This is a genomic window from Oceanobacillus halophilus, assembly GCF_003628505.1.
Taxonomy (GTDB): Bacteria; Bacillota; Bacilli; order Bacillales; family Amphibacillaceae; genus Oceanobacillus; species Oceanobacillus halophilus.
Genome location: NZ_RBZP01000001.1, coordinates 443588 through 470007, shown reverse-complemented (window position 1 = coordinate 470007; position 26420 = coordinate 443588). Strand labels below are relative to the sequence as shown.

General features: G+C 34.9%; 31 protein-coding genes. 30 read left to right on the top strand and 1 reads right to left on the bottom strand.

What is annotated here, in order from left to right:
- Positions 1–27 precede the first annotated feature (27 nt).
- The 25 genes from D8M06_RS02375 to D8M06_RS02255 all read left to right on the top strand — a co-directional run bounded on the left by D8M06_RS02375 (position 28) and on the right by D8M06_RS02255 (position 20612).
- The gene (locus tag D8M06_RS02375) at positions 28–288 is read left to right on the top strand and encodes a stage VI sporulation protein F (protein ID WP_121202747.1); all 261 of its coding nucleotides are present in this window, start codon (positions 28–30) and stop codon (positions 286–288) included.
- Between the two features lie 279 nt (positions 289–567).
- A complete protein-coding gene (locus tag D8M06_RS02370; protein WP_121202746.1) occupies positions 568–765 on the top strand; it encodes a DUF2768 domain-containing protein in 198 nt (65 codons plus the stop codon).
- Positions 766–786: 21 nt separating this feature from the next.
- Positions 787–1506: a hypothetical protein gene (locus D8M06_RS02365; protein WP_121202745.1), complete on the top strand. Its 720-nt coding sequence runs from the start codon at positions 787–789 to the stop codon at positions 1504–1506.
- Positions 1507–1773: 267 nt separating this feature from the next.
- Positions 1774–3252 (top strand): stage IV sporulation protein A, encoded by a 1479-nt coding sequence (spoIVA, locus tag D8M06_RS02360; protein WP_121202744.1) that lies wholly within the window; start codon positions 1774–1776, stop codon positions 3250–3252.
- A gap of 536 nt (positions 3253–3788) precedes the next feature.
- Positions 3789–4061, top strand: coding sequence for an HU family DNA-binding protein (locus D8M06_RS02355; RefSeq protein WP_085992027.1), 273 nt, complete (start codon positions 3789–3791; stop codon positions 4059–4061).
- Positions 4062–4240: 179 nt separating this feature from the next.
- Positions 4241–4465, top strand: a complete 225-nt coding sequence (mtrB, locus tag D8M06_RS02350; RefSeq protein WP_121202743.1) for a trp RNA-binding attenuation protein MtrB — start codon at positions 4241–4243, stop codon at positions 4463–4465.
- A gap of 103 nt (positions 4466–4568) precedes the next feature.
- A complete protein-coding gene (locus D8M06_RS02345; protein ID WP_147404939.1) occupies positions 4569–5372 on the top strand; it encodes a heptaprenyl diphosphate synthase component 1 in 804 nt (267 codons plus the stop codon).
- 3 nt (positions 5373–5375) lie between these two features.
- A complete protein-coding gene (locus D8M06_RS02340; protein ID WP_121202741.1) occupies positions 5376–6083 on the top strand; it encodes a demethylmenaquinone methyltransferase in 708 nt (235 codons plus the stop codon).
- Positions 6084–6148: 65 nt separating this feature from the next.
- On the top strand, positions 6149–7120 hold the full coding sequence (hepT, locus tag D8M06_RS02335; RefSeq protein WP_121202740.1) for a heptaprenyl diphosphate synthase component II: 972 nt from the start codon (positions 6149–6151) through the stop codon (positions 7118–7120).
- Positions 7121–7291: 171 nt separating this feature from the next.
- Positions 7292–7738 carry a nucleoside-diphosphate kinase gene (gene ndk / locus D8M06_RS02330; RefSeq protein WP_121202739.1) on the top strand — a complete coding sequence of 149 codons (447 nt, stop codon included), beginning with the start codon at positions 7292–7294 and terminating at the stop codon, positions 7736–7738.
- 56 nt (positions 7739–7794) lie between these two features.
- The gene (locus D8M06_RS02325; RefSeq protein ID WP_121202738.1) at positions 7795–8568 is read left to right on the top strand and encodes a CheR family methyltransferase; all 774 of its coding nucleotides are present in this window, start codon (positions 7795–7797) and stop codon (positions 8566–8568) included.
- 162 nt (positions 8569–8730) lie between these two features.
- Positions 8731–9900: a chorismate synthase gene (aroC, locus tag D8M06_RS02320; RefSeq protein ID WP_121202737.1), complete on the top strand. Its 1170-nt coding sequence runs from the start codon at positions 8731–8733 to the stop codon at positions 9898–9900.
- On the top strand, positions 9900–10973 hold the full coding sequence (gene aroB / locus D8M06_RS02315) for a 3-dehydroquinate synthase (RefSeq protein ID WP_121202736.1): 1074 nt from the start codon (positions 9900–9902) through the stop codon (positions 10971–10973). The genes aroC and aroB overlap by 1 nt, the downstream gene beginning before the upstream one ends.
- Positions 10970–11338 carry a chorismate mutase gene (gene aroH / locus D8M06_RS02310; RefSeq protein ID WP_121202735.1) on the top strand — a complete coding sequence of 123 codons (369 nt, stop codon included), beginning with the start codon at positions 10970–10972 and terminating at the stop codon, positions 11336–11338. The genes aroB and aroH overlap by 4 nt, the downstream gene beginning before the upstream one ends.
- 2 nt (positions 11339–11340) lie before the next feature.
- The gene (locus D8M06_RS02305) at positions 11341–12441 is read left to right on the top strand and encodes a prephenate dehydrogenase (protein ID WP_121202734.1); all 1101 of its coding nucleotides are present in this window, start codon (positions 11341–11343) and stop codon (positions 12439–12441) included.
- 18 nt (positions 12442–12459) lie between these two features.
- Positions 12460–13749, top strand: a complete 1290-nt coding sequence (gene aroA / locus D8M06_RS02300; RefSeq protein ID WP_121202733.1) for a 3-phosphoshikimate 1-carboxyvinyltransferase — start codon at positions 12460–12462, stop codon at positions 13747–13749.
- A gap of 493 nt (positions 13750–14242) precedes the next feature.
- Positions 14243–15508, top strand: a complete 1266-nt coding sequence (locus D8M06_RS02295) for a tetratricopeptide repeat protein (RefSeq protein WP_121202732.1) — start codon at positions 14243–14245, stop codon at positions 15506–15508.
- A 43-nt stretch (positions 15509–15551) separates the two neighbouring features.
- Entirely contained in the window at positions 15552–16127 is a 576-nt protein-coding gene (locus D8M06_RS02290; RefSeq protein ID WP_121202731.1) for a ReoY family proteolytic degradation factor, read from the top strand.
- 64 nt (positions 16128–16191) lie between these two features.
- On the top strand, positions 16192–16650 hold the full coding sequence (locus D8M06_RS02285; protein ID WP_121202730.1) for a YpiF family protein: 459 nt from the start codon (positions 16192–16194) through the stop codon (positions 16648–16650).
- A gap of 178 nt (positions 16651–16828) precedes the next feature.
- Positions 16829–17341, top strand: a complete 513-nt coding sequence (locus tag D8M06_RS02280) for a QcrA and Rieske domain-containing protein (RefSeq protein WP_121202729.1) — start codon at positions 16829–16831, stop codon at positions 17339–17341.
- Between the two features lie 6 nt (positions 17342–17347).
- The gene (gene qcrB, locus D8M06_RS02275) at positions 17348–18022 is read left to right on the top strand and encodes a menaquinol-cytochrome c reductase cytochrome b subunit (protein ID WP_121202728.1); all 675 of its coding nucleotides are present in this window, start codon (positions 17348–17350) and stop codon (positions 18020–18022) included.
- A gap of 15 nt (positions 18023–18037) precedes the next feature.
- A complete protein-coding gene (locus D8M06_RS02270) occupies positions 18038–18817 on the top strand; it encodes a menaquinol-cytochrome c reductase cytochrome b/c subunit (protein ID WP_121202727.1) in 780 nt (259 codons plus the stop codon).
- 71 nt (positions 18818–18888) lie between these two features.
- A complete protein-coding gene (gene lhaT, locus D8M06_RS02265) occupies positions 18889–19467 on the top strand; it encodes a lipoprotein heptaprenylglyceryl N-acetyltransferase LhaT (RefSeq protein WP_121202726.1) in 579 nt (192 codons plus the stop codon).
- Between the two features lie 73 nt (positions 19468–19540).
- On the top strand, positions 19541–19810 hold the full coding sequence (locus tag D8M06_RS02260) for a sporulation protein YpjB (RefSeq protein ID WP_121202725.1): 270 nt from the start codon (positions 19541–19543) through the stop codon (positions 19808–19810).
- A 118-nt stretch (positions 19811–19928) separates the two neighbouring features.
- Positions 19929–20612: a zinc metallopeptidase gene (locus tag D8M06_RS02255; RefSeq protein WP_121202724.1), complete on the top strand. Its 684-nt coding sequence runs from the start codon at positions 19929–19931 to the stop codon at positions 20610–20612.
- 86 nt (positions 20613–20698) lie between these two features.
- On the opposite strand, the gene D8M06_RS02250 is transcribed toward D8M06_RS02255, so the two are convergent.
- A complete protein-coding gene (locus D8M06_RS02250; RefSeq protein ID WP_194074606.1) occupies positions 20699–21571 on the bottom strand; it encodes a YitT family protein in 873 nt (290 codons plus the stop codon).
- A gap of 211 nt (positions 21572–21782) precedes the next feature.
- Between D8M06_RS02250 and D8M06_RS02245 the strand changes: the two genes are divergently transcribed.
- The 5 genes from D8M06_RS02245 to D8M06_RS02225 are packed head-to-tail and all read left to right on the top strand — an operon-like array spanning position 21783 to position 26277.
- Complete coding sequence (locus D8M06_RS02245) at positions 21783–22124, top strand: nucleotide pyrophosphohydrolase (protein WP_121202723.1); 342 nt, start codon at positions 21783–21785, stop codon at positions 22122–22124.
- Between the two features lie 15 nt (positions 22125–22139).
- Positions 22140–22937 (top strand): 4-hydroxy-tetrahydrodipicolinate reductase, encoded by a 798-nt coding sequence (gene dapB, locus D8M06_RS02240; protein ID WP_194074610.1) that lies wholly within the window; start codon positions 22140–22142, stop codon positions 22935–22937.
- A gap of 24 nt (positions 22938–22961) precedes the next feature.
- Positions 22962–24089, top strand: a complete 1128-nt coding sequence (bshA, locus tag D8M06_RS02235; RefSeq protein ID WP_121202721.1) for an N-acetyl-alpha-D-glucosaminyl L-malate synthase BshA — start codon at positions 22962–22964, stop codon at positions 24087–24089.
- A 17-nt stretch (positions 24090–24106) separates the two neighbouring features.
- On the top strand, positions 24107–25306 hold the full coding sequence (locus D8M06_RS02230; protein WP_121202720.1) for a CCA tRNA nucleotidyltransferase: 1200 nt from the start codon (positions 24107–24109) through the stop codon (positions 25304–25306).
- Positions 25282–26277, top strand: coding sequence for a biotin--[acetyl-CoA-carboxylase] ligase (locus D8M06_RS02225; RefSeq protein ID WP_121202719.1), 996 nt, complete (start codon positions 25282–25284; stop codon positions 26275–26277). Before D8M06_RS02230 ends, D8M06_RS02225 begins: the two co-directional genes overlap by 25 nt.
- Positions 26278–26420 lie beyond the last annotated feature (143 nt).

Here is a 26420-nt window from a genome sequence, read left to right as displayed (position 1 = left end):
GAACTCACAATGCAAGGAGGAAAAAGTGTGAATAATTTTCAAAAGGGAATGTTTGATAAAATACAAAAAAATTCCAATATAAATCCTGAAGAAATTTATAAAGTTGCAGATTCTGTAAAAAACGCAGACTTTTCCGACGAAAGAACCGTTCGAAGTTTGGTTCGTCATTTAGCGAAAATGGCTAATAAGCCTCTACCCAAGGAAAAAGAAGATTATATTGTTCAATCCATCGTAAACAACAAAATGCCAGGAGATGCGCAATCTTTAAATCAATTATTTAAAAAATAGCAATTCATGGGCAAGTGAGGATACATTAAGCTGTTTACACGCATAAGATAAATCGCACAAGCATTCAAATATAGAGTCTGCATGGATCTTATTTAGTCTAAACCGAGGTGAAGCTAGCCCCCTTCATCTCGGTTTTATTATGTTTAAAGATTTTGTTCTTTATTGTGCTCTTTACAAAACGCGAATTAAACTATAAAAGCAAGAAAGTACATTTTAATACGTCGAAAAATTATCGTGTGTTATAATACTGATTGCAAAGATAAAATAGGGGTGAGAGTTGTGTCGATTTCTATGCTTAAAATGTATATTTCCTTTGCTGGTATGATTTTCTTATTTCTAGCAATAGGTTTTATATACCTAGGGAGATATAAACTGAAGGGATGGTTTGGTAAAGTTATTTCATTCTTAGCTTACTTATTTTTAGTTCTTGGTGGTTTAATCATTCTTTATGTTGTTTTGAGTGGCCCAACAAGATAGTAATTTGAGGAGGGGCGAAAAGTGAATCATACATACTTAAAAAATGCTATAGTGTTTGTTACTGTTTTATTACTAAGTGGATGTCTATATCCAGACAGTGAATTATCCAAGAACCAAATAGCCTATGAAGATCAGTTAAAAACTGTACAAGCAGCTGTAGACGATTATCGTGATGAGACCAATGGACTGGTTCCAATTCGAACAAAGGAAAATGAAACACCAATCTTTGAAAAATATATCGTTGATTTTAATTCTTTGAAGGAACGTAATCTACTTTCAGAGGTTCCCGCTAATGCTTTCGAAAATGGTGGGGTATATCAATATGTATTAATAACACCAGACGATAATCCTAGAGTAAAACTGATTGATTTAAGACTTACTGAAAAAATTCGCAGTATAAATATTCGCTTGCAAGCATATCGTGATGAGTATCTGTATCCGCCATTCGGTGAAGTGATATCAGAAGGAATATATACAATTGATTATGAGAAAATAGATTTGGAATCCCCACCGACCGTAGAAAGCCCATATTCTAAAGAGGGACTGCCTATTATCATGGATACAGACGGAAACTTATATATAGATTATCGAATGGACTTGAATCGTGCATTAGAAGATTTCAGTCACTCTTTTGAAGAAGGAGATGACATTCGTTATCTATTAGCTGAAAATACTCCATTCGTTCCGGCTTACTCACTACCATATACAATAAAGGATGAAGAGCCAGTATTTTTACAATAGAAAAACTTAAAAAGACGATATAAAGAAGTCTATCCTACTTTATGAAAAGAATATTTATTAATTAAATATCATATTCCTTCCCTTGCAACATATATTGTTGCAAGGGTTTATTTGTATATTTATTTTTTAATTTCTTTCATATATCCAAATTTTACTCTTTTACCAGAAATTTAAGTCATATTTTGATAGGACAACATCATAGACTACTAATGTCAATTATTCGTAGTTTATCTGAAATCAAAGTACTCAAGATCGGGAGGGGATCTTTTGGAGAAGATTGATATTTTTAAAGATATTTCAAAGCGGACCAACGGAGATATTTATCTAGGTATTGTCGGTGCAGTCCGTACAGGTAAATCCACTTTCATAAAGAAATTTATGGAATTGGTTGTGTTACCTAACATAGGTGATGAAGGTGAACGTGACAGAGCGCAAGATGAATTACCGCAAAGTGCTGCCGGAAAAACCATTATGACTACAGAACCAAAATTTATTCCGAACCAAGCAGTTTCTGTTAATGTCGAGGAAGGGTTAGACGTAAACATCCGATTAGTAGATTGCGTCGGCTATGCAGTAGATGGGGCAAAGGGGTTTGAAGATGAAAATGGGCCAAGGATGATTAATACCCCTTGGTATGAAGATCCAATCCCTTTTCATGATGCTGCAGAGATTGGAACTAGAAAGGTGATTCAAGAACATTCTACTATTGGAGTAGTAGTTACAACAGATGGATCAATTGGAGAAATTCCACGTGGAGATTATATTGATGCCGAATCAAAAATTGTAGAAGAATTAAAAGAAGTTGGAAAACCATTTATCATGGTTGTGAATTCGACAAGGCCATCCAGTCAAGAAACAGAAATGCTTCGAAATGAGCTGTCAGAAGAATATGATATTCCTGTTTTGGCGATAAATATTGAGTCCATGTCAGAACACGATGTGAACAGTGTTTTACGCGAAGCACTTTATGAATTCCCGGTACTTGAAGTAAATGTAAACCTTCCAAGTTGGGTAATGGTACTTAAGGATAATCATTGGTTGAGGGAAAATTACCAGGAAGCGATTCAAACTACAGTAAAAGACATTAAAAGACTTAGAGATGTTGATCAAATTGTTGGTAATTTCGATGAATATGATTATATCGAAAAAGCAAATCTAGCAGGTATGGAAATGGGTGAAGGTGTTGCAGAAATTGATTTACACGCACCAGATTACTTATACGACGAAGTACTGAAGGAAATAGTGGGTGAAGAGATCAGAGGGAAAGATCATTTATTGGAATTGATGCAGGATTTCTCTCATGCGAAAAGGGAGTATGATCAAGTTGCAGGAGCACTGCAAATGGTTAAACAAACCGGATACGGCATAGCTGCACCAAGTTTGGAAGACATGATTTTAGATGAACCAGAGATAATTAGACAAGGATCCCGGTTCGGTGTTCGACTAAAAGCAGTTGCACCTTCCATTCACATGATAAAAGTGGAAGTGGAATCAGAATTCTCCCCAATTATTGGGACAGAGAAGCAAAGTGAAGAACTTGTAAGATACTTAATGCAAGACTTTGAAGAAGATCCTTTATCTATATGGGAATCGGATATCTTTGGAAGGTCACTAAGCTCCATTGTCAGAGAGGGCATACAAGGCAAGATTTCATTAATGCCTGAAAATGCCCGTTACAAATTAAAAGATACTTTGGAGAGAATTATTAACGAAGGAACCGGTAGCTTAATTGCAATTATTTTATAGCAGCTTTTAATAAAGCTGCTTTTTATTTTGGTCTCTACTTGAGGCTGGGACTTAAGTCTGAACAGCACAAATTAACGAAGGAAATACACCGAGCGTGTTTTCGTTCAAATAAAGCTCGCATTATTTTTGAGAGCAAATCAATGTTTAAGACTTTATAGAATTTAAGATAAATAGGTATTGTAAATGACTTTTTTAAAAAAAATGGCTTCACTGGAAGGAAATTACTTTACAGTGTCGTATTTATATATTAAAGTATAAAAGCTGGCTTATCAGCAGATATGCTTAATCAACATAAAGTTCAGAAGAATTTAATAAAAAGCTATGTACAATTAAAATTTGGCTTTTTTGGTAATAATTATCAAAGAATTGGACACTTATTGTTGAATTTTATAGCAATCTCAGTTATTATAAGCCTTGTCATCAAAATCATTTTAGGTGACATAACGTATAAAAGCAGGCAAAATAGTGAACAAATGATGTTAGATTAATTATTTTGTTCTGATTTCTATAGTACGTCTTGGGAGGAGGTGAATGTCATGAATAAAACAGACTTGATTAATGCAGTAGCTGAAAAAAGCGAACTTTCTAAGAAAGATGCTACAAAAGCTGTAGATGCAGTTTTTGAATCTGTCATGGATTCACTTAAAAATGGTGAAAAAGTACAATTAATTGGATTTGGTAACTTTGAAGTACGTGAACGTTCTGCACGTAAAGGTCGTAATCCACAAACTGGTGAAGAAATTGAGATCCCTGCAAGTAAGGTTCCAGCATTCAAACCAGGTAAAGCCCTTAAAGATGTAGTTAAATAATATACATAGGGCCAAAGGGTACGTTAATTAACGTGCCCTTTTTATTTCTATGTTTAAGAGAAATTGTTAAAAATAAGTAGAACTTAGGCTGTCGTGCAATGGTTTGGCGATAGCCTAAGTTTTCTATTAAATATATAATTATTAAAGTATACTTAAAATAAAAGTAGGTAGGTGTAAGTATGAGTGATTCAAAATATAATCCAGATTATTTTGTTATTAAAGCGTTGGAGGATGGTGTGAATGTTATTGGGTTAACCAGGGGGACGGACACACGTTTTCATCACTCTGAAAAGCTAGATAAGGGAGAAGTGATGATCGCTCAATTCACAGAACATACTTCAGCTATGAAAGTTAGAGGCAATGCTTTAATTCAAACAGGACATGGTGAAATTAAATCAGAGTGATTAAACCAAAATACATAGATTTAATCTATGTAAAAACAAACATTTGGTTCATGTCAGAAATATGCTATAATAACTAGAGCAGTTAAAGAGAGAAAGGCTTTAGGTGATTTATTTGATTACATCTGGCATGGATATTCAATATCTGATAAAACAAATAGAAGATAAAATAAACCATCAATACATAGAGCAAATTGTGGGGAAGCCACATATCGATGAGAGTAAATTAGTGATTTTAGCGAATCTTGTAGGACGCCATCCTTCTTTGTCGGAAATAGAGAAAGAAAAATTAGTCATTACAGCAATGTTGGTGCAGATAGCTTTAGATACACATGAACAAGTTCCAACTTGGTTTAAGCCAGATATAAGTAATAAAGAACAAGAAAGAAATCATCTACGTGTTCTTGCTGGAGATTATTATAGTGGGCTATATTATTTGATGCTATCCGAGATAGATGCATTTGACTTGATTCGTACATTAGCATCGGCAATAAAAGAAATAAATGAATACAAAATGAAATTATATTATCTCGATTATAACTTTAACGGTGAATATATTGACATAGTCAAGAAGATAGAAGCATTACTCATCTATTATGTCGCTGATTATGTAAATGACTCTTCCTTGAATGAGCTTGTTGGTGAATGGTTAATTATCAATAGACTTTACAACGAAAAGCAAAACATAGAGGATCATAAGGAGTCGACACTGTTAAATAAATGGCTGCATAATAACAGCAACTATACTTCTTTTATCAGCCACGCTAATTCTATCATCCAAACGAAAACCGATACATTAAATGAATTATTGGATGTATTACCGCAACAATATGGCAGTTTAAAAAACTATTTAAACGTTAAGTTAAATAAAGAAAATCAATCTAAAGCCTCGATTGTGGAAGAGGGATAAGTTATGCAAGAGCAATCAAAAGAAGAACGTGTACATCATGTATTTGAAAAAATATATAAAAACTATGATTCGATGAATTCCATCATTTCATTCCAAAGACATAAAGCTTGGCGCAAAGATGTTATGAAACGAGTGAAGGTAGAAAAAGGTACCAAAGCTCTTGATGTTTGTTGCGGAACTGGAGATTGGTCTATTTCACTTTCAGAAGCAGTTGGGGACAATGGAAAAGTGGTTGGACTGGATTTTAGTCAAAATATGTTATCTATCGCCAAAAAGAAAAAAGAAGAGCTTCAGTTGGAAAACCTTGAGTTAATTCATGGAAATGCAATGGAACTCCCTTTTGAGGATAATTCCTTTGATTACGTAACCATTGGCTTTGGATTGCGCAATGTTCCTGATTACATGACCGTGTTGAAAGAAATGTATCGAGTTGTTAAACCAGGCGGTAAAGTAGTATGCTTGGAGACGTCCCAACCAACAGCAATAGGATTTAAACAATTATATTTCTTCTATTTTCGCTTCATCATGCCTTTGTTTGGAAGAATATTCGCTAAAAGCTATCAAGAATATGCGTGGCTTAATGAATCAACCAGAACATTCCCAAACAAGAAAAAACTAAAGAAAATGTTTTTAGAAGCTGGTTTCTATCAAGTAGATGTTAAAAGTTATACTGGTGGAGTAGCAGCAATGCATATGGGTTTTAAAAAATAAGAAAATAACTGTACACTTTCTATACTTAAGACAGTGTAACTTCAAGCGATTTAAAGGTGAAACACATGAAACTTCCAAAAACATATGGTTACTTAAAAAAAGATTTAGATTTTATAGAAGCAGCATTACATCAAACGATACAAGCTGAACATCCTGTATTACGAAGTGCTTCAACAGAATTATTAGATGCTGGAGGGAAAAGAATTCGTCCTGTATTTGTTTTGCTTGCGGCTAGGTTAGGAGACTTTGACCTAGAGAAGGTGAAAAAAGTAGCCGTTTCCCTAGAATTAATTCACATGGCAACCCTAGTCCATGATGATGTGATTGATGAGGCGGAATTACGAAGAGGTAAGCCAACAACTATGAAACTTTATGGTAATAGAGTTGCTATGTATACAGGAGATTATATATTAGCACGTGCCCTTGAAGAAATAACCACTCTAAAAGATTCGGACGTTCATCATATATTAGCAAAGACAATTGTTGAAGTTTGTGTGGGTGAGATTGAACAGTTTAAAGATAAATTCAACTGGGATCAAAACCTTCGCAGCTACCTGCGTCGAATAAAGCGTAAAACTGCTTTACTTATTGCGACTAGTTGTCAGTTAGGCGCAGTTGCAGCTGGGTTGACAAAGGCAGAAGCAAAAAAACTATATAAATATGGGTATTATATCGGCATGTCCTACCAAATTATTGATGATATTCTGGATTTCACCTCTTCAGCTAAAGAACTGGGAAAACCTGCAGGAAATGATTTACTACAAGGAAATATTACACTTCCGGTTTTATACGCCATTCAAAATCAATCATTTCGAACACATCTAGAGAAATTATTTAAACATCCTGAATCCGTATCTGGTATAGAGATGAATAAAATAATTAATACCTTACAAGATACAGGATCAATTGAAATGTCTTATTCATTGAGCAACCAGTATTTGCAAAAAGCTTTAAGAACTTTAGATGAGTTACCTAATAGAAGGGCGAAAAGAACACTGCAAGATATAGCTAGATATATAGGAAAAAGAAGGTCATAAATGTACGACATAATCTGCGTTAACCAATTGAAATCTCAATCTATCTATTAGTACCCACTTTGTAATACATATATTTCTAATAATCTTCCTATAAATCTGTTGTTATTTTCTAATAAATTTGATAAGATTTAGTAGGTCATACTAGTATACATACAAAATGGGGTGTAATTAATGGAGAAAACGTTTTTAATGGTAAAACCAGATGGGGTACAACGAAATCTAGTTGGTAAAATTGTTAGTCGTTTTGAGTCGAAAGGATATAAACTAGCAGGGGCAAAACTAATGACAATATCAAAGGAAACGGCTGAACAACACTATGGTGAACATAAAGAAAAACCTTTTTTTGGGGAATTAGTAGATTTCATCACTTCTGGTCCTGTGTTTGCGATGGTTTGGGAAGGTGAAAACGTCATCAATACCGCAAGAAACTTGATGGGGAAAACGAATCCTTCTGAAGCAGCGCCTGGTACAATCAGAGGAGATTATGGTCTAACTGTAGGAAAAAATGTAATTCACGGCTCTGACTCTACTGAAAGTGCAGAACGTGAGATTAATCTGTTTTTCAACAAAGAAGATTTAATCTCTTATGAAAAACAAGATAGCGAATGGATATACTAGATAATAACCTCCGTTAATTTGACGGGGGTTTTTTGAACAGCAGGAGGATTACTATAGTGTTAGATGAATACCATCAATTTATTAGTAAAATACATAGTAAACTAGGCATAGATTTAAGCCTTTATAAAGAGACACAAATGAGACGACGAATTACAACTCTAAGAGCCAAACGTGGATTTACTAGTTTTGACAGTTATTATAATCAATTAGTACAAGATAAAGAATTAATAAATGAATTTCTTGATAGAATTACCATTAATGTTTCAGAATTTTATCGCAATCCCAAAAGGTGGGATGTCCTTAAAAACACCATTATACCTAAATTACATAATCAATCTAATCAGTTAACAATCTGGAGTGCTGCCTGTTCAACAGGAGAAGAACCATATAGTATTGCGATGATGTTTAAAGAGTATTTTCCCGATATAAGGGTACGAATTCTAGCAACTGATTTAGACGATAACGTCCTGTCTCAAGCAAAAAAGGGAATTTACCTGGAACAGTCATTAAAAGAATTGCCACAGGAAATGATTCGTAACTATTTCACGAAGGAAAACAAACTATACAAGATTGATGACTCAGTTAAAAGGTCCGTTCATTTTAAAAAACATAACCTTTTATCGGATTGTTACCCTAAAAATGTTGATTTAATCGTTTGCCGTAATGTTTTAATTTATTTTACGGATAAAGCGAAAGAACGGATATATCAAAACTTCAAAACGTCACTTAACCAGGGTGGAATCTTATTTGTAGGAAGTACAGAACAAATATTTAATCCAAACCTATATGATTTAACATTAATTGATACATTCTTCTATCAAAAGAATTAAAACTGTATCAAAAAACTAGGTTTATAAAAATAGGGGATAGGTCATTGTGTAGTAGTCAAAATATTTAAATTTAAACTATTTTTGTCACAAATTAGCAAAGATATGCTATAGTAATTAGAAAATATTTAGCATTCTAAAATATTGAGTAAAGGAGAATGTAATTTGCGCTATTTAACAGCAGGAGAATCTCATGGAAAACAATTAACAACAATAATTGAAGGAATTCCATCAAAAATGCCGATAACGAAAGACAATATAAATGAATCGCTATTACGCAGGCAAGGTGGACACGGAAGAGGAAAAAGACAGCAAATTGAAAAGGATCTGGTAAATATCACGAGTGGTATCCGTCATGGATATACATTAGGTTCACCAATCTCTCTCGTTATTACGAATGATGATTTTAAACATTGGACAGACATTATGGGAGAAGACCCTCTTAGTGAAGATGTTGCAATACGTAGAGTTGTATCTAAACCAAGACCTGGACATGCCGACTTAAACGGTGCATTAAAATATGGACATCGAGATATGAGGAACGTTTTAGAGCGGTCATCCGCCCGTGAGACAGCAGCTAGAGTTGCAGCGGGTGCTGTTGCAAAGACACTTTTAAAACAATTAGGAATTGAAGTTTGTGGATATGTAAAAGAAATAGCAGGAATTCGTGCAAAAGAGATAGGTTCACTATCTATGGAAGAACGACAAAATCGTATAACAGAATCACCTGTAATGGTATTAGATAAAGACGTGGAACAAGAAATGATGGATAAAATCGATCAAACGAAAAAAGAAGGGGATTCTATTGGCGGGGTTTGTGAAGTGTATGTAGAAGGCATGCCAGCCGGAGTTGGATCGTATGTTCATTATGACCGTAAATTGGACTCTAGGATTGCGGGTTCCGTCGTTAGCATCAATGCCTTTAAAGGTGTTGAGTTTGGTATTGGATTTGAAGCAGCTAAAAAGTATGGAAGTGAAGTGCATGACGAAATTTCCTGGAATGAAGAACAAGGTTATTACCGAACTTCGAATCGTTTAGGAGGCTTTGAAGGGGGAATGACTACTGGAATGCCAATTGTCGTTCGAGGTGTTATGAAGCCAATTCCCACCCTAATGCGAAAACCACTTGAAAGTGTTGATATTGAGACGAAAGAACCCTTTAAAGCGACAGTAGAAAGGTCTGACGCCTGTGCTGTACCTGCTGCATCTGTTGTTATGGAACATGTTGTGGCATTTGAATTAGCAAAAGCCATCACAGAACAATTTCCTAATGATCAATTTACGAAACTCAAAAAGGCCATTGATGATTACCGTGATGAAATAAGGTGTTTTTAGTGGAAAAGGTTCAAGTTCAATCTAGCACAAATAATTATCAGATCATTATTGGAAATGGGCTAATGAAGGATATATCACACTATCTGACTAAGGAGTATTCATCCATCTTAATCATTACCGATGATAAAGTGGCAGATCTGTATTTACAAAAGATAAAACTAGGCTTACCTAAGGATAGAGTGTTTGAGGCTATCGTTCCAGCTGGAGAACAATCTAAAAGCATCGATATCTTCTATCGTTTACATACAGATGCTATTAAATTTGGGTTAGATCGTCATTCATTAATCATAGCTTTAGGTGGGGGTGTAGTAGGTGATTTAGCGGGATTTGTTGCCTCTACTTTTATGCGCGGAATTGATTTTGTTCAAGTTCCTACTACTATTTTAGCACACGATAGCAGTGTTGGTGGGAAAGTTGCTATTAATCATGAGTTAGGTAAAAACATGATTGGAAACTTTTTTGCGCCAGTTTCGGTGATTTATGATGTTGAAACACTTTCGTCACTTAGCAAAAAAGAAGTTCGTTCCGGTTATGCAGAAATAATGAAAGAATCTATGATTTCTGACGATCGAATGTTTAACGAAATACGTGATACTAGACTAGATAGAATTACAAACCATCAACTTCAAAAACATCTATCATATGGGATAGAAGTAAAAGCTGCAATTGTCCAAGAGGATGAAAAAGAATCAGGAGTGCGAAAATACTTAAATCTAGGGCATACACTGGGACATGCATTGGAAGCAGAAATGGGTTATGGCAAGTTGACTCACGGAGAAGCAGTAGCTATCGGCTTGCTATTCTCTCTGCATGTTAGTAATGAAATTTATGGTGCAAATCTACCATTTCAATCGTTATTTACATGGTTAAAAGAGAACGATTATCCTATTGATATTACTAATTGGGATTATGATGCTGTTATTAACCGAATGAAATCAGACAAAAAGACGACAAATAAGCAAATTCAAATGGTATTACTTAAAGAAATAGGAAAGCCAACTGTTGAAAAAATTAATGATGATGCGTTAAAAACCTATTTACAATCTTTTAAAGGAAAGCTGGTGTCTAAATGACAAGAGGGGTTCGAGGAGCAACAACCGTTTCTCTAAATGAGGAGAAAGAAATTCTAAAGAATACCAAAGTATTAGTAGAGGAAATGATTGAAAAAAATGATATTTCTGCTTCCGACGTGTCCCATGTGTTTATTTCAGTAACGAGGGATTTAAATGCTACTTTCCCTGCAAAGGTTCTTAGAGAAATTGAAGGATGGAAGTATGTACCAGTCATGTGCATGGCTGAGATAGATGTTCCTAATAGCTTGCCTAAATGTATTCGAATTATGATGGTGACAAATACAGGCCTGTCCCAGGAAGAAATTATTCATGTCTTCCAAAATGAAGCAGTCAAATTAAGACCAGATTTAATTAAGGGTGAATAGTTTTGAGTCAAAATATTTTAATTGCGGGGCTGGGACTTATTGGTGGATCAATAGCGAAAAATCTCACAGAGTCCGGCCAAAATTACACAATAGGATATGATGTAAAAAAGAAAACGTTAGAGTTCGCCTCCAGTAACGGGATAGTTAACGAGACAAGTACTGATTTTAAGGAAGCTGTTCAGAAAGCGGATATCATTCTCTTAGCTGCACCTATTTCAGAAACCATTCGTTTAATGGAATCGTTAGATACGATAACTTTTACTAAAGACGTAATCGTTACGGATGTTGCCTCGGTGAAAAGCCCAATCATTAATGCTGCCAAAAGATTAACGAATAAATCAATAACTTTTATTGGTGGTCATCCAATGGCGGGTTCTCATAAACGTGGTATTGAAGCGGCGAAGTCCCATTTATTTGAAAATGCTATCTACGTACTAATACCACCTTTACAGAATGATGAAGGAAAAGTAAATCTATTAAAGGAAGTATTACAACACACAGGAAGTAAATTTGTTGTATTAAGACCTGATGAACATGATGAGATGACTGGGGTTGTTTCTCATTTTCCACATTTGATAGCTTCTTCTCTTGTACATCAAGCAAAGAAGTGGCAAAATACCCATTCTTTTTTGCCGAATCTTGCAGCAGGCGGTTTTCGTGATATTACTAGAATAGCTTCCAGTAATCCTAAAATGTGGCAAGATATCTTTTATCATAATCGTGATAAACTATCGTACTTACTTGGGGAATGGATAAACGAAATGAAAGATTTAAAGTCTTTAATCGATAAAAATGAAAAGACGAAGATGATTACATATCTTGAGAATGCAAAGAATTATCGAGATGGATTACCTGAAAAAGAAAAAGGAGCTATCCCTTCATTTTTTGATATTTACGTAGATATCAGGGATCAGCCAGGTGCACTTGCCTCTGTTGTATTACTATTAGCTAATAAGAAAATTAGTATAAACAATATTCAGATCCTTGAAATTAGAGAGGGACTAACGGGTGCGTTACGTCTAAGTTTCTCCACTAAAGAAATTCAAGAGGCGAGTTTAGAAGTATTGCACAATCATGGATATGAAGCTACAATTCAAGATTAATATAAGGAAGTGAAAAGGATGGGAAAAGTTACATTATCACCCTATAATGGTGCATTATCAGGAGAACTAGCAGTACCTGGGGACAAATCCGTTTCTCATCGTTCTGTTATTTTAGGATCATTGGCCAATGGGACAACTAAAGTGACAAACTTTTTAGATGGAGAAGACTGTTTGCGAACCATAAATGCTTTTCGTTCAATGGGAGTTTCCATTAAAAAAGAAGGATCTTCTTTAACAATAGAAGGGAAAGGTATATCCGCCTTAAAAGAACCTACTGAACCTCTTTACTTTGGGAATTCGGGAACCACAACAAGATTAATGTTAGGTATATTGGCTGGTTTGGAGTTTTTCACAACTGTGTATGGAGATAATTCACTATCTAATAGACCAATGGATCGAGTGGTTAATCCATTAAGATTAATGAAAGCAGCTATTGATGGAAGAAATGGCGGAAGTTTATTGCCATTAGCGATTAGAGGAGAAAAGTTACAAGGGATTAACTATACTCTACCTGTCAAAAGTGCTCAAGTTAAGTCTGCTATCCTTTTAGCTGGTATCCTAGCTGAAGGTAAAACGACAGTTACTGAAAAAGCTCAGACAAGAGACCATACAGAGAATATGTTAGAAGCGTTCGGTGCCGATATTCGAAGAGATGGACTAACCACAACTGTAACAAGTAGTAAGCCACTACAAGCATCAGATGTAAATGTTCCTGGAGATATTTCCTCTGCTGCATTCTTTCTTGCTGCAGGTGCAATTGTACCTGGAAGTAATATTAGGTTAACTAAAGTGGGGCTTAATAAAACCAGGACTGGCATAATTGATGTTCTAATTGATATGGGGGCAAATATAAAAGTAGAAAATCAGCAATCAGTTAGTGGAGAACTGATAGGTGATATCAATATACAATTCTCCAATCTTCAATCAACCACTATTGAAGGAGAGATAATACCGCGACTGATTGATGAAATACCAATAATAGCTTTGTTAGCAACGCAGGCAGAAGGAAAAACAATAATAAAAGATGCGGAAGAGCTTCGAGTAAAGGAAACTGATCGAATTGCAGCAGTGGTAGATGTCTTAACCAAATTAGGGGCGAACATTGAAGGCACAGATGATGGTTTGATAATTTACGGGAAAACTTCATTAACAGGAGGAAAAATATCCTCTTACAATGACCACCGTATTGCTATGATGGGAGCTATAGCTTCATTGATTGCGAAAGAAGAAGTCATTATTGACGACGCAACTTCTATCTCCATATCATACCCATCATTCTTTGACCATTTACAATCTATTACTAAATAATAACTTTGAATAAAAATACACACACTTTTTCAATTGTAAAAAAGTGTGTGTATTTTACTCTTTCTATCTAGCAAGCGCAGAGATGGTCTTATTCAAAGTTGATAGAAACTTATGATCTATTTAATTAAGAATAAATAACTAATGAAGCGATTCGTTAACACCGCTACGGAAATACACTCCGCTTTCCGCGGGGAGGCTGAGGCCGTGCCCGCGAACCGCAAGTATTCTGCCGGAGCGAATGATTGCACAAAACAAACATAAATGTAAGCGAGAGCTACACTATTCTAAATTACAGATATCAACAGTCTATGTTAAAGTAATAAATGTTAAAAAGCGTATATCTTCAAAAATAGTCGATTACCAAACAACAAAAGGGAAATGAGCAATTTTTTTGGGTCATGTGCTGATTTTATTATATGATGATGCTAGTTTACCAAAAGACATTACCTCTTACTTAGCGTATAATATATTATGTTAGAAAGGATGTTCGCGATTGAACACCATTATGGAAGCATACCAACTGATTGAGAATAATCAATCAGAAAAAGCATTAGAATTATTAAAGCAATATGAAAAATCAGCCACAGATGACGAAAAGTTTACGATTGCCCAAATGTACATGCAGTTAGGCTTTTTACAGGAGGCAAACGTCATCTTAAGTGATTTATTGATGAAATATCCCGATGAAAGTGAACTTAATATAACATTGGCTGATATATATATTGAACTGGAACAAGATGAACAAGCAATTGAATTACTTCTTCAAATAGAAGAAGGAGATCCATCCTATCTTCAGGCATTAATTCAACTGGCAGATTTATATCAAGCACAAGGATTATTTGAGGTTGCGGAACAGAAACTTCTGAAGGCGAAGAAACTGGAACCGAATGAAGAAATTATTGATTTTGCATTAGGAGAATTGTATTTCTCAATAGGAGAATATCAAAAAGCTATTTTATATTATGAAAAAGTAATTTCTGAAAAAGATCAAGTTGCTAATATCTCTATACATGAACGCCTTGGTGAAGCCTACGCTGCATCAGGTGAATATGAAAAAGCATTGTCTCATTATAAAGATGCGGATAGCACGGATCCTGAGAGTTTGTTTCGCTATGGAATTACAGCGTTCCAGGCAGATCGAAATGATATTGCAATTAAAGCTTGGGAGAAGGTAATTGAACTTGACCCGTATTATCATACAGTTTACTATCAATTAGCACAGGCGTATGAAAATGATGGACGTATTGAAGAAGCCTTTCATACAACTAAAGATGGAATCCAATTGGATGAGTTTAATAAAGAATTGTATTTTCTTTCTGGCTCCCTGGCACATAAATTAGACAAAAATGCAGAAGGAGAAGAATTAATTAAGGAAGCTGTTGCCCTAGATCCCGATTACAAAGAAGCTGTATTATTTTTAGTGGAGTATTATAAAGAAGCTGAAGAACACGAAAAAATAATCGACCTTTTAACCGAAATTAAAAATATTGGAGCAGATGACTCCCTTTATGAATGGGAATTAGCACGAGCTTACAATGAAATTGAATTATATGATCATGCATTAAAGCACTATCATGAAGCATATAATAGTTTAAATCAAGATAGCGACTTCGTGAAAGAATTTGGATATTTTCTAACAGAAGAAGGGAGGATGAAAGAAGCAATTCCAGTATTTGAGCTATATTTATCATTAGAACCATTAGATGTAGATATGGAGGAATTTGTCAATCGCTTAAAACTGTCTATTGAGGATTATTAGATTAATAAAACCTGTTAAGGGGTTATTATAAGGAGGAAACGAAATGGATACTCCTGTCTCTGCACAAGACAAAAAGAGCTTTATTCAATGGTTTTTAAAAAATTATCAATTAAAGAAAAGAGAAAGTGTTTGGATACTTAATTATATTCTTAATCATAATCAGTTGTTAAGAAAAGTTCATTTTGTTAGAGACGTTAAGTTCTGTCCAAGAGGAATTGTAATTACATCACAATGTTCTTCCGAAGTACCTTTTCGCTTTTATAAAAATCACCTAGTTACTACCGATGCTGAAAAGTCCTTTCACGATATACGTTTAAATCAAGATGAGGATTTGTATATACAACTTAATTTCAGTAAATCCCATCAAAATTCTAATTATGTTTCAGTTTTGGAAGAGAATCCTTTTGTTCCAGAAGATTATTTTGTGACAAAGAAAGATAAAGTACTTGCTAAAAAATTATTAGAAAAAACGGTCTTTGAGTATAAAAAGAAAACTCTTCAAATAGAAATTGACCGTGCGCTAGATGAATTAGATCAAGATAAATTTTTAAAGTTATCCAAAGAATTGAATCAATTAGAATATGCGTATAGGAATCAACCTAAATTGCAAAAGCAATAAGGTTGATTTTTTTTGTTTGTATAGATAAGATTTAATAATAATCAAGAAAGAAAGGGGTGGGGATATGAAATGGAGAAGCAAAGACTTAAAGCAATATTTACAAGCCAAGGAATATATAGATACTATTATGGTACCGTTAGTACCGTTTCATTTATCAAATGAGCAAGATATGGAGAAGGACTCATTTCGGAATGAGGTCTTAACTGTTTTTTCTAATGAAATGGAAAAGGAATTATCCGGAAGAATGATGCTAATGCCGGTTTACAATTACATAAAATCTACGGATATGAACGTGGAAAAGGACCGTCTAAACGATTGGGTTGAAGATATAAAGGTTCAGCCATTTAAGCATATCTTTTTTATTACTTTTGATTCTAAATGGAGAAAGTTGGAACAAGAATTAGACGGCACATTGATTTGGTTGCCAACCGTTCAAACCGGAGATATCCTATCGAAGGAATTGCAAAGTATGATTCGTGAGCAAGTGAAAGAAATAACAGAATTTATTCGATCATATTGGTAAGGATGATAGCCAAGTTTTCTTTACCATTTTTTTTAATAACCAATTTTTAACATAATTGTAGTATTTAACTAAGGTTATTTATTGACCGAATAAATAGATTGCGCTATCATTGGTATTGTCCTAGTAATCTGTTTATTAAGTATATGTCTGTGATAATGAGAAAGAGGGGGGAAAATTCATGAGTGACAAAAAGCAACAAGTATCCCGGAGACAGTTTCTAAATTATACGCTTACAGGTGTAGGGGGCTTTATGGCGGCAGGTCTGCTAGTATCTCCATTACGAATGGCGATTGATCCTGTTTTGAAAGAATCTTCTTCAGGTGATTTAGTAAATGTCGGCTTATCAGTCGATGATATTACAAGTGAACCACAACGTGTGGATTGGACAGTTGAACAAGTAGATGGATGGTATGAGTCTGAACCAAGCCGTTCAGCATGGGTTTTTAAGAACGATAATGGTGATATTGTGGCTTTGTCCCCAATTTGTACGCACCTAGGCTGTGTCGTTTCATGGGAAGGAAGCGAAGATTATCCTAATCAGTTTTTCTGCCCATGTCATGATGGACGCTATGAAAAAGATGGAACCAACGTACCTGGGACTCCACCATTAGCTCCATTGCCATACTATGAACATGAAGTTCGCGATGGAATTTTATTCTTAGGAAATCCAATATCGAGAGAGGGGGCGTAATTATTTATGCTGCAGAAATTATATGATTGGATAGATGATCGTGTAGATATTACGCCTATTTGGCGCGATATTGCAGATCATGAAGTACCGGAACACGTCAACCCAGCACACCATTTTTCAGCATTTGTATATTGCTTTGGTGGCTTAACCTTTTTTGTTGTGGTAATTCAAATACTTTCTGGAATGTTTTTAACTATGTATTATGTTCCAGATATTGAAAATGCCTGGAAATCTGTTTATTACTTGCAAACTGAAGTGGCACATGGACAAATTGTACGAGGCATGCACCATTGGGGTGCAAGTGTAGTTATTGTTATGCTGTTATTACATACGTTACGTGTATTTTTCCAAGGCGCATACAAAAAACCGCGTGAGCTTAACTGGATTGTTGGTGTTTTGATTTTCTTCGTTATGCTTGGATTAGGTTTCACAGGATATTTGCTGCCATGGGATAACAAAGCATACTTTGCTACACAAGTAGGACTGGAAATTGCTGAACAGGTACCTTTTGTAGGTGAACAGTTAAAAATTCTGTTAGCTGGTGATGCAAGTATTGTAGGTGCACAGACATTAACAAGGTTCTTTGCAATCCATGTCTTCTTCTTGCCGGGTGCACTATTTGCACTTCTAGCAATTCACTTTATTCTAATACGTAGACAGGGTATTTCTGGACCACTATAAAAAGGAGGGGAAAGCATGCATAAGGGTAAAGGTATGAAATTTGTTGGAGATTCTCGTATCTCTGCAGAAAAAACATCACAAATACCGAAAGATTATTCTGAATATCCTGGTAGAACGGAAGCTTTTTGGCCCAACTTTTTATTAAAAGAATGGTTAGCAGGCTCAGTATTTTTAGTTGGATTTTTAAGTTTAACATTAGCACACCCATCTCCGTTAGAAGGAATGGCTGATCCAACTGATGCTGCCTACATTCCACTACCAGACTGGTATTTCTTATTTTTATATGAGTTATTAAAATATGAATTTGCAAGTGGAGATTTTGTGTTAATAGGTATTCTTGTTATGCCTGGACTAGCTTTCGGTGCACTGTTACTTGCGCCATTTCTTGATAACGGTCCTGGACGCAGACCCAAACAGCGGCCAATTGCTATCGGGATGATGCTTCTTGGACTAGCATCTGTCATTTGGTTAACGTATGAGTCTGCTGCTCATGTTGATTGGGAAGCACGTGCTGAAGCGAATAAACCTGTTCCTGAATCTGCGGTTGAGGTAGATACAGAGCATGAAGGATATGCAGTATATGAGAACAGTTGCGCTTCCTGTCATGGTGGAGAATTAGAAGGTGGCCCAGCTGCACCAACTCTTCTTGGTTTGGAGTATTCTGCAGAAGAAATTGCTGACATCGCCGTAAACGGTATTGGTGGCATGCCAGCAGATATATTCCAGGGATCCGATGAAGAGTTAGAACAACTAGCTGATTTTATTACATCAGTAAATGAAGCAAACGCTGAATAATGTTATAGAAAAGCACCTTCACGAACTTGGTGAAGGTGCTTTTTACTATAACTATTGAGGGAATGATTACAATGTTAAAATACATATTATTAGATAAACGCTTCTTACTGGCACTATTCTTAATTAATTTCTTTGGTACAATATATGGATACATATGGTATAAAAGCCAATTATCTATTACACCAGATATTTTCCTCATTTTTGTGCCAGATAGTCCTACTGCAAGCTTGTTTTTTACCATATTTCTGCTGTTTTTTATTTTTAATAAAAATGTTCCATATATAGAAGCTTTGGCTATTACTTCTTTGTTTAAATATGGTATATGGGCTGTGATTATGAACATCTTAACTCTTGTTGTAGAAGGAAACTTAGATCCAACTGGATATATGCTTATGGCCTCCCATTTAGGCATGGCAGTTCAGGGGTTGTTATATGTTCCGTTTTACAAAATTAAACTGAAACATCTTACAGTTGCTGGTATTGTATTACTACATAACGATATTATTGACTATGTTTTTGAAATGATGCCGATATATTCTTCCTTAACCGATTATATGAATGAAATTGGATATTTTACTTTTTGGTTAAGTATTCTAACCATTATTATTACTTATATGTTAACCATTAGGAAGAACAAAGAAAATCTTTGATGAAAATAGGTTGGTTATAAGTGAGAAAACCAAATCATACATTAATGAATAAGACGTATGTGAGGTGATCTCTATGCTTAAAGTCCATTTGTATCAAATACTTAAGATATTCACCATCGTCGTAGGGATACTTGTATTTTTACATCTAGGAGTTCATACAGTAGACGCAAACCCTGTACAAGAATCTGACGTTTCAAAAAATAATTTAGACTGGGTTCCATTTATTTGGGCAGTTGTTATTATTGGTGGAAGTATAGGTGTTACATTATCTTATGTAAGTTGGAGAAAATATAAAGGAGAACAGCGAAAACTCAAGAAAAAAAAGGACAAAATGATTGACTAAAATTTAGTTTTTGACTAAAATTGACCTTAGATATACTTTTACACACTATAAAAAGTATAAACTCAAAATTTCATTATTTTAAGAAATAAAATCAGGACTAAGATATGACGATGGAGGTATGCAGATGGTAGGATATTTAGTCTATTTTGCACTAATAATCCTTATCCCGTTATGGGCCCAGGGGAAGGTAAAAAGCACTTACAAGAAATATTCCAAACAACCAACTTCTTCTTATATGACCGGTGCAGAAGTGGCACGCAAGATTTTGGATGATAATGGTTTATATGATGTAACAATTGAGGAAACTCGTGGAATGCTATCAGATCACTACGATCCAAGGAAAAAAGTGGTCCGTTTATCTTCGGACAATTACCATGGTCGTTCTATGGCTGCTTCTGCTGTTGCAGCACATGAAGTTGGTCATGCTATCCAAGATCAGCAAGATTACGCCTTTTTACGTTTTCGCAGTGCATTAGTACCAGTAGCGAATCTAGGTTCAAATTTATCCATGATTTTAATCATTGCGGGTATCATTTTTTATTCACAAAGTTGGATACTATTAGGGATTATTTTCATGGCGGCAGCAGTCTTATTCCAATTAGTAACACTGCCAGTTGAATTTGATGCATCAAATCGAGCGATGGGCGAGCTCGTATCCACAGGTGTTATTCGGAACAATGAAGAGAGAGATACAAAGAAAGTATTGAACGCAGCTGCCATGACTTATGTAGCAGCAGCTCTAGTAGCACTGTTGGAATTAAGCAGATTTCTATTGATTTTCCTATCCATGAATGATGATTAATATATAAAAGGATGGCTAATGCCATCCTTTTTTTGATATTAAAGTCACAGATGATACATATCCCTGATTTGTTAAACAAATGATTTTTAATCATTAATAGGATTTTTATTTTCGTCAAGTGTAAATCCTTCCCCAAGTACATCATGAACTGTTGTTACTGCGACAAATGCATGAGGATCGATAGAGTGAATGATGTTCTTTAACCGGACAATTTCATTTCTACCAACAATACAGTATAAAACATCTCGCTTTTCACCAGAGTAGCTACCACGACCATGCAAAACGGTTACACCACGATCCATTTTTTTCATTATTAATGCTGCTATTTCATCGCTATGACTGGAGATTATCGTTGTACCCTTGGCAGAGTATGCTCCTTCTTGTAGAAAATCAATGACTCTCGCTCCTACATACACTGCAACTAAAGTGTACATTCCTTCGTCCAATTCGAGGATAACAAAGATGGAAGTGGTAATAACGACTAAATCAAAGAGAAACATCGTTCGCCCCATACTCCATCCAGCATATTTATTAACTAGGCGGGCAATAATATCCACTCCTCCAGTTGTCCCACCATATCTAAAAATAATTCCCAGCCCTACGCCGATAAAAACACCAGCGAAAAGAGCTACTAATAGCATGTCATCCTGTAAGTTAATTTGAAATTGATAAATTTGAAAGATTCTTAAGAAAACAGACACGGTTAACGTCCCTATAATTGTATAGAAAAATGTATTTCTTCCAAGAAACTTCCAACCAATAAAGAACACAGGTATGTTTAACACAATATTCGATAAAGCTGGATCTATCCCCCATAAAAAGTAAAGTAACAAAGTAATTCCAGTAAATCCACCTTCTCCAAGATTATGTTGCATATTAAAGTGAACGATACCAAATGAAAATATTGCAGAGCCCAATATAATAAATAACATATTTTTAATCTTTAACCCGAAAATCATTTAACAGTCCTCCTTACGATTACCATTTCCTTACAAATACTATTTTATTATAGTCAATTACAGTCTAAAGAACAATTTCTAAATTATAGCTAATTAAGAACGGAAGATTAATCTAAGAATTTGTGCTGCCACTCTAGAGTATATAATTTGTCAAATTCAACTTAGTTCGCTAACATGAAAGAGATGTACTATAAATAAAGGGGTAATAAAAATTAGTAAACAAATTTATCATACAAACGAAATTCAAAAAAGAGTAGATGACTATATTTCGCAGTTTAAAGAAGGGTATTTCTCGCCATTAAGTTTAATGGCAAGATTATCCGAAGAGACAGGTGAGTTAGCAAGAGAAGTAAATCATTATTATGGTGAGAAACCTAAAAAACCTACCGAGCAAGAAAAAACGGTAGAAGAGGAGTTAGGGGATATTATATTTGTATTAACTTGTTTTGCTAATTCACTTGATATCGACTTATCCGAAGCCTTTGATATGGCAATGACTAAAATTGAAACACGTGACAAAAATCGTTGGACACGTAAAGATCTATCATCTTAATTAGGAGGACATCCAATCATGATTAATATAATTGTTGCAGGACCGCGTGGGAAAATGGGATACGAAGCTATTAAAATGATAAATAAGGAAGAGAATTTTCGACTTGTAGCTTGCCTGGATAGAAAAAATAATGGAAAGACACTTAAAGAAGTGGATGGTTTACCTGATTTAGACGTACCAATCTATGAAAATGCGGAAGAATGTTTTCAAGCAGTAGATTCTGCTGATGTATTAGTGGAACTGACCATACCTGAAGTAGGTTATTTACATACTAAAACGGCCATCCAACATAATATACGACCAGTAGTGGGAACAACTGGTTTTAACAGTGAACAATTAGAAGAATTAGATGAATTATTGACAAGTAAAAATATTGGTGGAATTATTGCTCCTAACTTTGCTATTGGGGCGGTATTAATGATGAAGTTTTCACAAATGGCAGCAAAATATTTACCAGACGTTGAGATAATTGAAAAACACCATGACAATAAGTTAGATGCGCCTTCCGGAACAGCTGTAAAAACGGCTGAGATGATACGTGAAACAAGAGAACCTAAATCTCAAGGACATCCAAATGAAACAGAAACAATTACAGGAGCAAGAGGAGCTGAATTGGATGGTATGAGAATACATAGTTTACGTCTTCCGGGTCTTGTAGCACATCAGGAAGTTATATTCGGAGGACCTGGTCAAACGTTATCAATTAAACATGACTCTCTAAATCGCGCCTCCTTCATGGATGGTGTTCGATTTTCCATCGAAAGAGTCTTTGAAATTGATGGCTTAGTTTATGGACTTGAACAACTATTATAATTTCTATAGGAAAAGAGTGAACACATGAAAATAGGGATTACATGTTATCCAACAGTGGGCGGATCAGGTGTTATAGCTACTGAGCTCGGAAAAATGCTAGCAGAGGATGGCAATGAAATTCACTTTATTTCCTCTAGTCTTCCTTTTCGCTTAGATAAATTTTATCCTAATATTTTTTATCACGAAGTAGATGTTGGCCACTATCCAGTATTTCAGTATCCACCATATGACCTAGCACTAGCTACTAAAATGGCCGATGTAATTGATGAGAAAGAATTAGATGTATTACATGTTCATTATGCAGTACCTCATGCCATCTGTGCCATTTTAGCCAAAGATATTGCTGAACGGGATGTTAAAATTGTTACTACTCTTCACGGTACGGATATTACTGTTTTAGGAGTAGATAATACATTTAAAAAAATGATAAAGTACGGTATAGAAAAATCAGATGCTGTCACTGCTGTTTCAAAAAGCCTAGTCAATCAAACTAAAGAGATGATTGATACCAATAAAGATATCTCTATTATATATAATTTTGTTAATGAAGAAGAATATATGCCGAAACAAAACCCTACACTGAAACAAAAGTATGGAATAGCAGCTGAAGAGAAGGTTATGATTCATATTTCGAACTTTCGTAGAGTAAAGCGAGTAGATGAAATTGTGCATACTTTTCGAAAAGTAAAGGAACAAGTAAACAGTAAATTGTTATTAGTTGGAGACGGGCCAGAATACTCTTCTACTGTACAGCTTGTTAAAAATCTAGGACTCGATAATGACGTTTTATTTTTAGGGAAACAGAATAATATTAGTGACTTATTATCTATTTCTGATTTAATGTTGCTATTATCTGAGAAGGAAAGCTTTGGATTAGTATTATTAGAAGCAATGGCTTGTATGGTGCCTTGTATTGGCACAGATGTAGGAGGAATTCCTGAAGTTATTAAGCATGAGGAAACAGGGTATACAGTGGAGTTAGGAAATACAGAATTGGCAGCTAAATATGCCATACAGCTATTAGAAGACACGGAGAAATTAGAAGAATTTTCAAGAAATGCTTTCAATCACACACAAAGATATTTCAAATCAAGTGAAATTGTTAAACAGTATATGAATCTATATAAACATATTCTTATAAGTAAACAATAAAGAAAATGGTGAAATACATGTTACGAGGACCCTTTAATAAAGCAGTGCCAATTATACAAAAAATAGAGAGCCATAACCATAAAGCATATTTTGTTGGTGGCTGTGTGCGTGATTTATTGCTGAATCGGTCTATTGGGGATGTAGATATTACTACGTCTGCACCTCCTGAAGTGATTCAAACTATATTTGAAAAAGTGATTCCAGTTGGGATTAAACATGGAACCGTTGTTGTCGTACATGAAGATATCCCTTATGAGGTCACGACGTTTCGAACGGAAGGGGTATACTCAGATAGTCGCCATCCAGATACGGTTACATTTATCGATGATATTGATAAAGATCTAGAGCGCCGTGATTTTACAATTAATGCACTAGCAATGGATTTAGCTGGAAACATTATTGATCTATTTGATGGGAAAGAAGACTTAAAAAAAGGAATCATTCGAACGGTTGGAGACGGTAATGAACGGTTTAAAGAGGATCCATTAAGAATTATTCGAGCACTTAGATTCTCCAGTCAATTGGGGTTTGAGATTTATTCAGAAACAATACAACAAATGAAGGCTGTACAAAGTGAAATAGAATCACTAGCAGTTGAACGAATAACAAACGAATTTGAGAAACTTTTTGCTGGTAAATATGTAAAAAATGGTTTGGAATACATAAATATTATAGGGACGTATCAATTTTTACCGATCTTTAAAGATAATCCATCATTATTTAGTAAAATTCCAAAAACAATCCAACCATTAGCGTCTTTCGGAGAGGTCATCGCACTACTTCATCTTTTAGAAAACAATATTAGTATTTCTGAATGGGTAAAATCCTGGAAATGTTCCAATCAAGTCAAAAAGGATGCGAAGGTATTAGTCGAATCATATAACTATTACGAGACCAATGGTATAGATGAATGGTTGGTATATACATTGGATAATCGATATTATGAGGGCTTTTCGCGAATTGTTAACAGTATACATCAAGAAAACACGAACCATAAAGACCTTCATCATATGAATAAACAATTACCTATTCATTCCAGAAAAGAATTGGCTGTTAATGGATCAGATATAGCAAATATATTTCCTTTACTGCAAAAAGGCCCTTGGTTACAGAAGATGTTAACAGATATAGAAAAAGCAGTGGTTTTTAGAGAATTGGCTAATAGTAAATCTGATATAAAGGAGTGGATAAAATGCAATCCACCCGAAGCAAATTAATCGACCTTCTAGAAAAGAATAAGGAACAATACATCTCTGGTCAGTCTTTGTCAGAAGTATTAGGAATATCAAGAAGTGCCATATGGAAGCATATGAATGAATTAAAGAAGGATGGCTATATAATAGAAGCAAAATCTAATAAAGGGTATCGAATCATTGATTTCCCAAATAAGTTAAGTGAAAATACTGTAAAATGGGGACTGCGTACGAAGTGGCTAGGTAAACGAATAATTCACCATGAATCTATTGCATCAACACAGACAATTGCTCATGACGAAGCTCGTAACAATGCTCCAGGTGGTACGATTATTATTGCCGATGAGCAGACAAAAGGAAGAGGAAGAATTGCTCGTAATTGGGATTCTTCAAAAGGAAAAGGAATTTGGTTGAGTATGATTCTTAGACCGGAGATTCAGCCACATCATGCACCACAATTAACGTTATTAACGGCTACAGTATTAGCGGATGTTCTTAGTAATTATGTTGATATTAACCCGAAAATCAAATGGCCTAATGACATTCTAATGAACAATAAAAAGATGGCTGGCATTCTTACCGAGATGCAAGCCGAACAAGATCAAATATGGTATGTCATCATTGGAATCGGATTAAATGTTAATCATTCGATAGATGATTTGCCAGAGGGACTAAGAAATATAGCAACATCTATTAAAATGGAGACAAGTAAGGAATGGCTCTTGAAAGATTTAATTCAAGAGATTTTAGTTACGTTTGAAAGAACGTATGAAGATTATTTGGAAAATGGATTTTCAGAAATAAAACAGAAATGGGAAGGCTATGGGTTTAAAATAGGTCAAGAAATTGCCATAAAAACATTGAAAGAGGAATGGAAAGCTCCTTTTTTAGGTATCACCGACGACGGAGCACTATTAACTAAATCAAGTAGCGGTGAAACAATTGAGTTGTATTCAGCAGAAATAGATTGGTTCCATCAAACAGATAAAAGTTGACGACTGATTGATTATTGTTATCATAGAAAAGTAGTAGAATAAAAATACTTTTCTTCAAGTAATTGGAATCATTATTCGAATGTATAAAAGTAACTTGTTTAAGCAACTTATAAAATAAAAGCCTCATAAGGTTAGAGGTACGA

Excerpts from the sequence above, each read along its gene's own strand:
- aroA (WP_121202733.1), top strand. The coding sequence starts at position 12,460 with ATGGGAAAAGTTACATTATCACCCTATAATGGTGCATTATCAGGAGAA.
- D8M06_RS02225 (WP_121202719.1), top strand. The coding sequence starts at position 25,282 with ATGCAATCCACCCGAAGCAAATTAATCGACCTTCTAGAAAAGAATAAG.
- bshA (WP_121202721.1), top strand. The coding sequence starts at position 22,962 with ATGAAAATAGGGATTACATGTTATCCAACAGTGGGCGGATCAGGTGTT.
- qcrB (WP_121202728.1), top strand. The coding sequence starts at position 17,348 with ATGCTGCAGAAATTATATGATTGGATAGATGATCGTGTAGATATTACG.
- ndk (WP_121202739.1), top strand. The coding sequence starts at position 7,292 with ATGGAGAAAACGTTTTTAATGGTAAAACCAGATGGGGTACAACGAAAT.
- D8M06_RS02285 (WP_121202730.1), top strand. The coding sequence starts at position 16,192 with ATGAAATGGAGAAGCAAAGACTTAAAGCAATATTTACAAGCCAAGGAA.
- D8M06_RS02290 (WP_121202731.1), top strand. The coding sequence starts at position 15,552 with ATGGATACTCCTGTCTCTGCACAAGACAAAAAGAGCTTTATTCAATGG.
- lhaT (WP_121202726.1), top strand. The coding sequence starts at position 18,889 with ATGTTAAAATACATATTATTAGATAAACGCTTCTTACTGGCACTATTC.
- D8M06_RS02250 (WP_194074606.1), bottom strand. The coding sequence starts at position 21,571 with ATGATTTTCGGGTTAAAGATTAAAAATATGTTATTTATTATATTGGGC.
- aroH (WP_121202735.1), top strand. The coding sequence starts at position 10,970 with ATGACAAGAGGGGTTCGAGGAGCAACAACCGTTTCTCTAAATGAGGAG.
- D8M06_RS02270 (WP_121202727.1), top strand. The coding sequence starts at position 18,038 with ATGCATAAGGGTAAAGGTATGAAATTTGTTGGAGATTCTCGTATCTCT.
- D8M06_RS02280 (WP_121202729.1), top strand. The coding sequence starts at position 16,829 with ATGAGTGACAAAAAGCAACAAGTATCCCGGAGACAGTTTCTAAATTAT.
- D8M06_RS02340 (WP_121202741.1), top strand. The coding sequence starts at position 5,376 with ATGCAAGAGCAATCAAAAGAAGAACGTGTACATCATGTATTTGAAAAA.
- D8M06_RS02260 (WP_121202725.1), top strand. The coding sequence starts at position 19,541 with ATGCTTAAAGTCCATTTGTATCAAATACTTAAGATATTCACCATCGTC.
- D8M06_RS02230 (WP_121202720.1), top strand. The coding sequence starts at position 24,107 with ATGTTACGAGGACCCTTTAATAAAGCAGTGCCAATTATACAAAAAATA.
- D8M06_RS02255 (WP_121202724.1), top strand. The coding sequence starts at position 19,929 with ATGCAGATGGTAGGATATTTAGTCTATTTTGCACTAATAATCCTTATC.
- mtrB (WP_121202743.1), top strand. The coding sequence starts at position 4,241 with ATGAGTGATTCAAAATATAATCCAGATTATTTTGTTATTAAAGCGTTG.
- D8M06_RS02355 (WP_085992027.1), top strand. The coding sequence starts at position 3,789 with ATGAATAAAACAGACTTGATTAATGCAGTAGCTGAAAAAAGCGAACTT.
- hepT (WP_121202740.1), top strand. The coding sequence starts at position 6,149 with ATGAAACTTCCAAAAACATATGGTTACTTAAAAAAAGATTTAGATTTT.